This is a genomic window from Saccharomonospora saliphila YIM 90502 (genome assembly GCF_000383795.1).
Classification (GTDB): domain Bacteria; phylum Actinomycetota; class Actinomycetes; order Mycobacteriales; family Pseudonocardiaceae; genus Saccharomonospora; species Saccharomonospora saliphila.
This window is the reverse complement of record NZ_KB912656.1, coordinates 49,864-62,276: the sequence shown is the minus strand read 5'-3', so window position 1 is coordinate 62,276 and position 12,413 is coordinate 49,864. Positions and strand designations below refer to the sequence as shown.

Sequence of the window (12,413 nt, the reverse complement as noted above, 5' to 3'; positions counted from 1 at the left end):
CAGAGGGTTCCGTCAGCGGCAGGGCGTCGGTGAGCATCCGACGCGCCGACCGCAGTTCCGCGGCGACCCGGCGCCGGGCCTCCTCAAGCGTGCGCACCCGCTGCCCGGCGCGGGCCACGATCTCGTCGGCGCGCTCGGCCGCCTCGGCGAGAACCCGCTCGGCCTCGGCACGGGCGGCGGTGTCCCGCGCGACGATCGCGCGGTTGGCCTCGTCGCGGCGGGCGGCGAGGTTGCGTGCGAAGTCGCGTTCCAGCTCCTGCCTGCGCCGCAGGGCCTGTTCGTCCTGCTCCCTGCGCCTGCGCTGTGCCTGCTCCTCGGCGGCACGGGCCTCGGCCTCCCAGCGCGCGCGCCGCGCGTCAAGTTCGGCCCGGCTCCGTTCGCGCTCGCGCAGCATCCGCTGCTCGGCCTCGACCAGCTCCGCGCGGCGCCTGCGCGCGGTGGCCTCGGCCTCCGCGCGGACCTCGGCGGCCTCCGATTCGGCGAGCTCGACCATGCGCAACAACCGCTCGGACAGCCCGTCGGATTCCACGGGCGTGCGGCACACCCGGTCGAGCCGGTCACGCAGCTTCTCGTAACTCACCCGCAACGCCGCGATCTCCGCGTCACGCCGCTGGGCGTACTCGGCGGCGGCGTCGCGCTCGGCGGCCAGCAGGCGCACCGCCTCCGCCAGGGCGCACACGTGCTCGTCCACCTGGTCGCGGTCGTAGCCACGCCACCGCACGGCGAACTCCCGCCGCGCCGGTCCTTTCCCGTCCGAACCTGCTGCGCTGTTCATTTCCACCTCGCCCGCGTTCGCCGACCGTCGACACCCGTGATATCAGCCTAGTGTGTGCTCCGGCCCCGAGATCAACGGCTGGGTCGTCGTGCGGCATGGTGGGCGGTGGTGACCGCTCGCCGTTGAACGGCCACCACCGGCTCTGAGGGCCCGCGGCTCGGGTCGGGCCTGATTCCGGTCAGCCCCGCAGGGGCGAGAAGTGGTCGAGCATCTCGGCGAAGGTCTCGAACGCGGGCTTCGACGGCCCGTACGGAGCCTCCAGGTGGATGCTCAGCGGGAAGCCGAGCTCACCGACACCGTCCACGACCCGCTTGTACAGGTCGACGACGGCCTTCTTGCGTTCGGCGAACGACTTCTCCGCGACCCGTGCGACGAACTCCTGCTCCTGCTTGACCACATCGTTGCCCGGGTCCTGGATCAGCCAGTCGATGAGGCCGACCTTGGTCTCCGCGCTCGGAATGAAGCCGAACGAGAGCAGGATCTCCGGCCGGTGCGGCGTCTGCTTGGCGAAGTCGGCGAGGAAGTCGACGATCGCCTCGGAGAACAACAGCTGGGTCATGGCGAACGTGGCGCCGCTGTCGCACTTGAAGTTGAACCGGCCCTGCTCACCCTCGCGGGTCGGGATGAGGATGACACCCCGGTTGTCCACCACGTCGGTGAACTCGGACAGCGCGTCGGTCGGGGCCATGCCGGGGCCCTCACCGTCGCTCATGGTCCGCGGCACGCCGACGAAGGTGATGCCGTCCATGCCCGAGTCGCGCAGCGAGCGCAGGCGCTCGGTGAGTCGCGGCTTGTCGTGGAACGCCGTGACCTGGGTGCACAGCCCGCGCACGTGCTCACCGATGACCGGCCGCACCGTCCGCCAGAAGTCCAGCGTGTCCATCTTGGGCTTCATCTCGATGGGACGGTCGGGGTCCTCGGCGATCATGCCGGGGATCATCAGGTGCTTGATCTGGTCGGTCATCCCAGTCGCGCGGCAACTGTCGACGACCTTCTGGCCCACTTCCACCGCCTCCTCGACACCGCCGTCGAGGTTCGGTGGAACGAGCTCCAGTGCGATGGTCTTCATGGTTGTCTCCCGCTTCGTTCGCCGTCACCGACCGCCGTGTGGTCCCCGCCCCGCGCCGACCGCCGCGAGGCGGGACGGCGCGGGGCGGGAACCGACGAGGTGAGGCTCAGTAGCGGTAGTGGTCGGGCTTGTACGGGCCCTCGACGTCCACACCGATGTACTCGGCCTGCTCCTTGGTCAGCTTGGTCAGCTTGACGCCGATGGCGTCCAGGTGCAGACGGGCGACCTTCTCGTCGAGCTTCTTCGGCAGGACGTAGACCTGCTTGTCGTACTCGCCGGGCTTGGTGAACAGCTCGATCTGGGCCATCACCTGGTTGGTGAAGCTGTTGGACATCACGAAGCTCGGGTGGCCGGTCGCGTTGCCCAGGTTCAGCAGGCGGCCCTCGCTGAGCACGATGATCGAGTGGCCGTCGGGGAACACGAACTCGTGCACCTGCGGCTTGATCTCGACCTTCTTGATGCCCGGCGTCTTCTCCAGGCCGGCCATGTCGATCTCGTTGTCGAAGTGGCCGATGTTGCCGACGATGGCCTGGTGCTTCATCCGGGCCATGTGGTCGGCGGTGATGATGTTGAAGTTGCCCGTGGTCGTGACGAAGATGTCGGCCGTCTCGACGACGTCCTCCATCGTGGCGACCTCGTAGCCCTCCATCGCGGCCTGGAGCGCGCAGATCGGGTCGATCTCGGTGACGACCACGCGGGCGCCCTGGCCACGCAGCGACTCGGCACTGCCCTTGCCCACGTCACCGAAGCCGGCGATCACGGCGGTCTTGCCCGCGATCAGCGTGTCGGTCGCGCGGTTGATGCCGTCCACCAGCGAGTGGCGGCAGCCGTACTTGTTGTCGAACTTCGACTTGGTGACCGAGTCGTTCACGTTGATGGCCGGGAACAGCAGGTCACCGCTGCGGGCGAACTCGTAGAGCCGGTGCACACCCGTGGTGGTCTCCTCGGTGACACCCTTGATCGACTCGGCGATCCGGGTGAACCGCGAGGAGTCGGCGGCCAGGCTCTTGCGCAGCGTGGCCAGCACGACCTTGTACTCGTCCGGGTCGTCCTCGCTCGCCTCGGGCACCGCGCCCGCGGTCTCGAACTCGGCGCCCTTGTGCACGAGCAGTGTCGCGTCGCCGCCGTCGTCCAGGATCATGTTCGGAGCCTGGTCACCGAACTGGAACAGCTGGTCGGTGCACCACCAGTAGTCCTCGAGCGTCTCGCCCTTCCAGGCGAAGACGGACACGCCCTCGGGCTTGTCCGGGGTGCCGTTCGGGCCGACCACGACAGCCGCGGCGGCCTCGTCCTGGGTGGAGAAGATGTTGCAGGACACCCAGCGCACCTCGGCGCCCAGCTCGACCAGCGTCTCGATCAGCACGGCGGTCTGCACGGTCATGTGCAGCGATCCCGCGATCCTGGCGCCCTTCAACGGCTTGGACGCCGCGAACTCCCTGCGAGTCGCCATCAGGCCGGGCATCTCGTGCTCCGCCAACCGGATCTGGTGCCTGCCTGCCTCGGCCAGGTTCAGGTCGGCGATGGCGAACTCGAGACCGTTCACCTTCTGCAACTTCGCGCTCATGATTTCCTTTCCTCTTCGCGGATCGTGCCCGCTGGTTGGGTTGAGACGGGTCGTGCCCGCCACCTCACGTGTTGAAGTACTTCGCCTCGGGATGGTGCGCCACGATCGCGTCCGTGGACTGCTCCGGATGGAGCTGGAACTCCTCGGACAGCTCGACACCGATCCGTTCGGCGTCCAACAATTCCACGATCTTGGCACGGTCCTCAAGATCCGGGCACGCCCCGTAACCGAGCGAGAACCGCGCGCCCCGGTACCCGAGCTTGAAGAACTGCTCGACGTCCTCCGGGTCCTCGTCGGCCACCTGGTTGCCCGAGGAGAACCGCAGCTCCTGCCGGATGCGCCGGTGCCAGTACTCGGCCATCGCCTCGGTCAGCTGCACGCCCAGCCCGTGAATCTCCAGGTAGTCACGGTAGGCGTCCTTGGCGAACAGGTCGTTGGCGTAGTCGGCGATGGGCTGTCCCATCGTCACCAACTGCAACGGCAGCACATCGACCTGGCCGGTCTCGGCGGCCTTCTCCTTCGACCGGTAGAAGTCGGCGAGGCACAGTCGCCGGTCCCTGCGCTGCCGGGGGAAGGTGAACCGGGCCCGCTCCGGCGCGTCCGGTTCCTCCTTGTCCAGCACGACCAGGTCGTTGCCCTCCGAGTAGCACGGGAAGTAGCCGTAGACCAGAGCCGCGTGCTGGAGGATGCCCCTGGTCGACAGCTCGTCAACCCAGGCGCGCAGCCGCGGCCTGCCCTCGGTCTCCACCAGCTCCTCGTAGGAGGGCCCCTGTCCCTTCTTCGCCCCGCGCAGGCCCCACTGTCCGAAGAACGTCGCGCGCTCGTCGAGCAGCGCGAGGTAGTCGGCCACGGCGAGGCCCTTGACGACCTTGGAGCCCCAGAACGGCGGAGTCGGCACCGGCACGTCCGCGTCGACGTCGGAGCGCGTGGTGTCGTCGAGACTCGGCTCCGGTCCCTGCTCGGCCTTGCGCTTCTCGGCGATCCGCATGGACCGCTCGCGGCGCGCCTTGCGCTCGGCCTTCTTCTCCTGCTCGGCCGCGTCCTCCTCGGGCGTCTCGCCCCGCTTGACCGCCATGATGCGGTCCATCAGTTTGAGCCCCTCGAAGGCGTCCTTGGCGTAGCGCACGTCGCCCTCGTAGACCTCGTCGAGGTCGTTCTCCACGAAGGTGCGGGTCAGCGCCGCGCCGCCGAGCATCACGGGGTACTTCTCGGCCACCCCGCGGGAGTTCATCTCCTGCAGGTTGTCCTTCATGATGACGGTGGACTTCACCAGAAGGCCGGACATGCCGATCGCGTCGACGTCGTGCTCCTCGGCGGCGTCGAGGATGGCGTTGATCGGCTGCTTGATGCCGATGTTGACGACGTCGTAGCCGTTGTTGGACACGATGATGTCGACCAGGTTCTTGCCGATGTCGTGCACATCGCCCTTCACCGTGGCCAGCAGCAGCTTGCCCTTACCGCCCGAATCGTCCTTTTCCATGTGCGGTTCGAGGTGCGCGACGGCGGTCTTCATCACCTCGGCCGACTGGAGCACGAACGGCAACTGCATCTGTCCCGAGCCGAACAGGTCACCGACGACCTTCATGCCCGCGAGCAGGTTCTCGTTGACGATCTGCAGCGGCTTCTTCTCCAGCATCGCCGCGTCGAGATCGTCCTCGAGGCCGTTCAGCTCGCCCTCGACGATGCGCTTCTCCAGCCGCTCGAACAGCGGAAGCTTGGCCAGCTCCTCCGCGCGGGAGGCCTGGGTCGAGGACGCGGTCTTGCCCTCGAACAGCTCCATCAGCTTCTGCAGCGGGTCGTAGTCCGCGGACCGGCGGTCGTAGACCAGGTCGAGCGCCACCTGCTTGGGCTCGTCCTCGATCTTGTTCATCGGCAGGATCTTCGACGAGTTCACGATCGCCGAGTCGAGCCCGGCTTCACGGCACTCGTTGAGAAACACCGAGTTCAGCACCTGCCGGGCCGCGGGATTGAGGCCGAACGACACGTTCGACAGGCCGAGCGTGGTCTGCACGGTCGGGTGCCGCCGCTTCAGCTCCCGGATCGCGTTGATCGTCTCGATGCCGTCCTTGCGGACCTCCTCCTGGCCCGTGGTGATCGGGAATACCAGGAGGTCGATGATGATCGCGGACTCGGAAAGGCCCCAGTTCTCGGTGAGGTCGGTGATGGCGCGCTCGGCCACCCGGAGCTTCCAGTCCGCGGTGCGGGCCTGGCCCTCCTCGTCGATGCAGGTGACGACCACGGTCGCGCCGTGCTCGACCGCCATCCTCATGACGCGGTCGTAGCGGCCACCCGGCTCGGTACCGTCCTCGTAGTTCACCGAGTTGATCGCGCAGCGGCCACCGAGCCGCTCCAGCCCCGCCTCGATGACGTCAGCCTCGGTGGAGTCCACCATGATCGGCAGCGTGGACGCCGTCGCCAGCCGCGAGGCCAGCTCCGCCATGTCGGTGGTGCCGTCCCGGCCGACGTAGTCCACGCACAGGTCGAGCATGTGCGCGCCCTCACGGGTCTGCGCCTTGGCGATCTCGACGCACTCGTCGTAGCGCTGCTCGAGCATGGCCTCGCGGAAGGCCTTCGACCCGTTGGCGTTGGTCCGCTCACCCACGTTGAGCAGGGAGGCGTCCTGCTCGAACGGCACCGCCTGGTACACCGACGACACCGACGGCACGACCTCCGGCTCCCGCTCCTTCGGCGGCAGCTCGGACACGGCCTCCACCACGGCGCGGACGTGCTCGCCCGTGGTGCCGCAGCAGCCGCCGACCAGCCGCGCCCCGAAGTCGGTGACGAACTCCTTCAGCGAGGCCGCCAGTTCGTCGGGCCGGAGCGGGTACACCGCGCCGTTCTCCCCGAGCTCCGGCAGACCGGCGTTGGGCATCACCGAGATCGGCACGGTGGAGTGCTCGGCCAGCACCCGCAGGTGCTCGGTCATCTCCGCGGGGCCGGTCGCGCAGTTCATGCCGATCAAGTCGATGCCCAGCGGCTCCAGCGCGGTCAGCGCCGCACCGATCTCGGAGCCCACGAGCATGGTCCCGGTCTGCTCGACCGTGACCTGCGCGATGATCGGGATGCGCCTGCCCGCCCGCTCCATCGCGCGTTTCGCGCCGATGATCGCGGCCTTGGTCTGCAGCAGGTCCTGGGAGGTCTCCACGAGCACCGCGTCGGCGCCACCGTCGAGCAGGCCGAGGGCGTTCTCCAGGTAGTAGTCCCGCAGCAGCGCGTACGGCGCGTGCCCGAGCGTGGGCAGCTTCGTGCCGGGGCCCATCGAGCCGAGCACGAACCGGGGCTTGTCGGGCGTGGAGTACTCGTCGGCGCACTCCCGCGCCAGCGACGTGCCCTTCTCGGCCAGCTCCCGGCACCGGTCGAGGATGTCGTACTCGCCGAAGTTGCCGTAGTTGGTGCCGAACGTGTTCGTCTCGATCGCGTCGGACCCGGCTTCGAGGAACCCGCTGTAGACCGAGCGCACGACGTCCGGCCGTGTCTCGTTCAGGATCTCGTTGCAGCCCTCGAGCTGCGCGAAGTCGTCGAGGGTGAGATCGTGCTCCTGCAACGCGGTGCCCATGCCACCGTCGGCGACGAGGATCCGCCGTCGCAGTTCGTCGAGAAACCGACTGTCCATGGTCACACCCGCAGCTTGGATTCGATCTCGGCCGCGGCGTCGTTGCCGTAGGCCCTGGCGACGCGGTCCGAGAAGTCCGCGCGGTCGAGCGGATACTCCTGCGGGCCGACCGTTTCAAGCACGATGCTCGCGAGAACACAACCCGCCTGGGCGGCCCTCTCCATCGTCATCTTACGGCTGATTCCCCACAGGAACCCGGAACGGAACGCGTCGCCGACGCCGGTCGGCTCCGTCTCCTGCACCCCGGGCACCGCGTCGACCCGGACCGGGTCGTGGCCGCGTCCCTCGATGCCGACGCCCTTGCCGCCGTACGTGGTCACCCAGCTGCCGACACGGTCCAGTACCTCGTCGACGGTCCAGCCCGTGTGCTTGAGCAGCAGGGAACTCTCGTACTCGTTGGTGAACAGATAGGTCGCGCCGTCGACGAGCTTGCGCACGTCCTCGCCGGACATGATGGCGAGCTGCTGCGAGATGTCGGCCGCGAACGGGTAGCCGCGCTGCCTGCACTCCTCGGTGTGCCGCAGCATCGCCTCGGGGTCGTTCGGCGAGACGAACACCAGATCGAGGTCACCGACGCGGTCGGCGACGGTCTTGAGCTCGATCTCGCGCGCCTCGCTCATGGCACCCGCGTAGAACGACGCGATCTGGTTCTGCGTCTCGTCGGTCGTGCACAGGAAGCGCGCCGTGTGCTTGTCGGCGGAGACATGCACCGACTTGGTGTCCACACCGTGACGTTCCAGCCACGAACGGTAGTCGTCGAAGTCCTTGCCGACGGCTCCGACCAGGATGGGGGTGAGACCCATGCGGCCCAGCGCGAAGGAAATGTTCGCGGCGACACCGCCCCTCCGGATGTCCAGTTGCTCGACAAGGAACGACAGGGACACGTTCTCCAGCTGGTCCGCGACGAACTGGTCACTGAACTTGCCGGAGAAGGACATGAGGTGGTCGGTCGCGATCGAGCCGGTCACCGCTATGCGCATTCGGGCACACTCCTCGAAGTGATCGCTGTTCCCGTTCCCGGGCGGATGGCAGGGTGCGGACCGTGCCACCCCGCGACCGGACCCGGACCGCGCTGGCGGCCCGGGCGTTGACCGGGAACCGGCGAACATGATGGTGGACGCTGTGTCTGCTCGTCAGGCAACGTCGCGGGCGTGAGCTCGCCACCCGCGACAGGCGCGTGCGGGGCACCGCCTCTCGGCGCGGGCCCGGACTCCGTGCTTGTGCCGGCGTCCGGGCCCGCGCCGTGGTGTCAGCGCCGTACGGTGCCCCGCACGCGGGCGAGAGGGCCTCAGGCCTTCGCCGCGTCCTTCAGCGCCGCGGCCTTGTCCGTCCGCTCCCACGGCAGGTCGAGGTCGGGACGCCCGAAGTGGCCGTAGGCGGCGGTCGGCGCGTAGATCGGCCGCAGCAGGTCCAGGTGCCGGATGATCGCGGCCGGGCGCAGGTCGAAGACCTGGTCGACCGCGGCCTGAATCTTCTCGGGGGCCACCTTCTCGGTGCCGAAGGTCTCGATGAACAGACCCACCGGGGCGGCCTTGCCGATGGCGTAGGCGACCTGGATCTCGGCGCGGTCGGCGAGGCCGGCGGCGACGATGTTCTTGGCGACCCACCGCGTGGCGTAGGCGGCGGAACGGTCGACCTTCGACGGGTCCTTGCCGGAGAAGGCGCCGCCGCCGTGGCGGGCCATGCCGCCGTAAGTGTCGACGATGATCTTGCGGCCGGTCAGGCCCGCGTCACCCATGGGCCCGCCGACCACGAACCGGCCGGTCGGGTTGATCAGGATGCGGGGGTCCTCCGCCTCGAGGCCGAGCGACTCGATCTCCGGCGCGATGACGTGCTTGCGCAGGTCGGCGGCCAGCTCCTTGTCGAGGTCGACGCCCTCGGCGTGCTGGCTCGAGATGACCACGGTGTCGAGCCGGACCGGCTTGTTGCCGTCGTACTCGATGGTCACCTGGGTCTTGCCGTCGGCGCGCAGGTACGGCACGGTGCCGTTCTTGCGCACCTCGGTGAGCCTGCGGGACAGGCGGTGCGCCAGCGCGACCGGCAGCGGCATCAGCTCGGGCGTGTCCGTGCTGGCGTAGCCGAACATCAGGCCCTGGTCGCCCGCGCCCTGCTTGTCGAACTCGTCGAGGGCGTTCTCGAGGCGGGTCTCGTAGGCGGTGTCGACACCCTGCGCGATGTCCGGCGACTGCGCGTCGATCGCCACGTTCACGCCGCAGGAGTTGCCGTCGAAGCCCTTCGCCGAGGCGTCGTAGCCGATCTCGAGAATACGGTCGCGCACGATCTTGGGCACGTCCACGTACGCCTCGGTCGTCACCTCGCCGGCCACGTGCACCTGCCCGGTGGTGATCAGCGTTTCGACCGCGACGCGGCTGCGCGGGTCGGCGCCCAGCATCGCGTCCAGGATGCTGTCGCTGATCGCGTCGGCCATCTTGTCCGGGTGGCCCTCGGTGACGGACTCGCTGGTGAACAGCCTTCGGTTAGCAGTCACTGTTGATCCTCGTCTCTCGTCGGAAGGGAAATTTCGGGCGAAGGGTCGGGTGCTTCTCGGTGCTTCTCGGCGAGCGCGGGGTCACGCCCGGGCGTGGAATATGCCCCAGGCGAGATTACCGGCGCGACCACCCTCGACCCAGTTCTTGAGACCGGTCTTCATGCGCGTGAGGTAGGCGTCGCTGACGTGCTGGGAGATCTCCTCGTGCCTGGTCTCTGTCTCCTCGAGCACGCGCCCGTAGTGGGTCGCCAGCTGCGGCGTGTGGTCCTCGAACTCGATCGACGACATGCCGAGCCGGTTGAGTTCCTTGCGGTAGAAGCCGGGCGAACCCATGGTGTCGAGGTGCAGCCGGTCCAGGATCGGCTTGAGCTTGGCCTTGTCGACCGAGTCGGAGGCCATCGGGTCGGTGAACACGAACTCACCCGCGGGCTTGAGCACCCGCACGACCTCCTGCAGCACCCGCACGCGGTCGCCGCTGTGCAGCATCGCGTCCTGCGACCACACGATGTCGAACTCGTTGTCCTCGAAGGGCAGGTCCTCGAAGGAGCCGTCCACGACGTCGATCAGGTGGGCCAGCCCCTGTTCGGCGCTGAACTGGCGGTTGCGGTTGTTCTCCACCTCGCTCAGGTTGAGGCAGGTGACCTTGCAGCCGTAGGTCTTGGCGAGGTATCGCGCCGCGCCGCCGTATCCGGCGCCCACGTCGAGGATCCTGGTGTTGGCGGTGACCTTCAGCTTGCCCGCCATCCGCTCGACGGTGCGGACACTGGCCGGGGCGATGGCCTCGGTCGGCGTCTCGTAGAGACCGACGTGGATGTCCTCGCCGCCCCAGATCGTGTAGTAGAAGTTGTCCGCGTCGTCCGAGTTGTAGTAGTCGCGGGCGACGTTCACCGCGGTCGAGTAGTTCGCCGCGTCCTCGGCGTAGTTCTTGTCCGCGACGTGGATGAAGAAGTCCGGCTCGTCGGCGCTGTAGGTCTCCTGGAAGTCGCCGTAGGTCTCCACCCGCTGGAAGCCGACCTCACGCAGGAGCCTGCGCGTGTAGTCCTTGCGCAGCGGGAACATGTTGAGGTGGTACTGCGAGCCGTCGGCGTAGGAGTACCGGAACCGTGCGAGGCCGTCGTCGACGTACTCCGGCTCGGCCGTGACCTCTTCGCCGGCGTAGTAGTACGTGTGCTTGCTGGAGAAGCCGTTGTCCAGGATGGAGTCGTAGTTGCGCTGATCGAGGATCAGGATGCCGTCGTGCTTGAGCACGGCGTAGAACTCGGCGAGCGCCTTGCGACGGTCCCGTTCGGAGAAGAGGTGGGTGAACGAGTTGCCCAGGCACACCACGGCGTCGAACTGCCCGTGCACGTCCTTGTTCAGCCACCGCCAGTCGGCGTGGACGACCTTGAGCACGTGTCCGTTGTAGGTGAGGCCGTTCTCGAAGGCCTTGGCCAGCATCTCGGCGCTGCCGTCCACGCTGACCGTGTCGAAGCCCTCCTCGATCAGGCGCACGGAGTGGAACCCGGTGCCGGTGGCGACGTCGAGGACGGACTTCACGCCATGGGACTTGAGGAGGTCGACGAAGAAGCTGCCCTCGCTCTCGTAGCGCTTCTTCCAGTCGATGAGGTCATCCCACTTGTCGACGAAGCCCTTGACGTACTCGTCGGTGTAGTGGTCACTCTCCCGAACGGTCAGCGGGTCCGAACCGAACGCCTGTGCCGGGTGTGCCGCGATCTCGTGGTCCTCGTCAACCGCTCCGGCCTCCTTCACATCGGACGGGCCAGACCTCGAATCATTCATTGCGCTTCCTTCCACGTTCGGCCAGACACAGCATTACTCTCGCGAACCGCGTCACACTTACTCGCCTGCTCCTCCTCGTCCTCGGGCGCGCTCGTCCTGGGACACGCGCGGGTCGGTCGAGCCGAAAATGGGCATACAAAATCCAGGGCCGGACATCATCCGAGCAGCATCGACACTGATACGCCCCGCGCCCGCCGGCTAGTTCACGCTCGGCTCGGCGCGCTTCGACCCTCGCCCCGACTCGGCCTGATTGCAGCACATCGACGCTGATCCCCGCAATCCGCCTCGACTCAATCTATTGAGTACCCGGCGAAAGTATCAATGGGTCAATTGCGTGATGCCGGGGCTCACCCCACGTACAAGCCGCGAAGCCGCGATCCGCACCGGCGGGCGCAACGCGCACAGCTCGGATCGATGCGATCCGAGCGCATTCTCCGTGGTCGTCGCGCTGTTTCGGCGAAATCTGGCTGGCCACTTGACAACGTCACCAAGCGATTGTGGTCAAGACAACATTGCCACCCGAATGGGGTAGTAACGTCTACGCTTCGTCGCCCTCTGGCCGACCCAAGGTGACCGTCTAGACCGAATGTGTGATGTCGGTCGCCCACGCGGGTCCGTATCGTATACGGCAACTCGTTGCGTAGTAACCAACAATTCTGGACGCGTGGACACCCACGGTGCAATCTCGACGCACCCCGGGTCAGGTCAAGATCCGTTATCGGATCGTCGCTTTCGGCGCACCGTGGGTGATCGTTGATTGCCCTCGGTACGAATCCTGGGGCACGCGAACGCGACTTCCGCGCGGGTCCACGCCTTCCCCCCGGCGTCCCCGATTAATCGACGACTCGTCCCTGTTTTCCGTCTCCGGGAATTCGTCTTGTACGGCACTGGATTGTCTTTTCCGCGAGCGCAACAGGATGGAAAGACAGAACACAGTCGAACTCGTCACCCGACCACCCGTGCGCACGAAGCCGGACGCACCGGACAGGAACGAACGAAAGGGAACGAGAGCAGCGGAAATTTCGATCGCCGCCGAGTGTTCCGCGCGTCCGGACACGAGCGCGCCCGCCCGTCGGCTGCCGTGCCGCCGGTCCCCCGCCACGCGCCGGACGCGAACGGACCGGC

7 protein-coding genes are annotated in these 12,413 nt (G+C 67.5%); all 7 read right to left on the bottom strand.

From position 1 onward, the window contains the following. Positions 1–775, bottom strand: a 775-nt coding sequence (locus SACSA_RS25955) for a coiled-coil domain-containing protein (protein WP_019815309.1), incomplete at its 3' end; no start/stop codon positions are given. 178 nt (positions 776–953) lie between these two features. Then, a complete protein-coding gene (locus SACSA_RS0109265) occupies positions 954–1,844 on the bottom strand; it encodes a mycobacterial-type methylenetetrahydrofolate reductase (RefSeq protein ID WP_019815307.1) in 891 nt (296 codons plus the stop codon). 106 nt (positions 1,845–1,950) lie between these two features. Continuing rightward, entirely contained in the window at positions 1,951–3,408 is a 1,458-nt protein-coding gene (gene ahcY / locus SACSA_RS0109260; protein ID WP_019815305.1) for an adenosylhomocysteinase, read from the bottom strand. Positions 3,409–3,472: 64 nt separating this feature from the next. Further along, positions 3,473–7,021: a methionine synthase gene (gene metH, locus SACSA_RS0109255; protein WP_028661712.1), complete on the bottom strand. Its 3,549-nt coding sequence runs from the start codon at positions 7,019–7,021 to the stop codon at positions 3,473–3,475. Positions 7,022–7,023: 2 nt separating this feature from the next. Next, positions 7,024–8,001, bottom strand: a complete 978-nt coding sequence (locus tag SACSA_RS0109250; RefSeq protein WP_028661711.1) for a carbohydrate kinase family protein — start codon at positions 7,999–8,001, stop codon at positions 7,024–7,026. Between the two features lie 308 nt (positions 8,002–8,309). Further along, complete coding sequence (gene metK, locus SACSA_RS0109245) at positions 8,310–9,509, bottom strand: methionine adenosyltransferase (RefSeq protein ID WP_019815302.1); 1,200 nt, start codon at positions 9,507–9,509, stop codon at positions 8,310–8,312. Positions 9,510–9,590: 81 nt separating this feature from the next. Next, positions 9,591–11,288 (bottom strand): glycine/sarcosine N-methyltransferase, encoded by a 1,698-nt coding sequence (locus SACSA_RS0109240; RefSeq protein WP_028661710.1) that lies wholly within the window; start codon positions 11,286–11,288, stop codon positions 9,591–9,593. Positions 11,289–12,413: the final 1,125 nt, after the last annotated feature.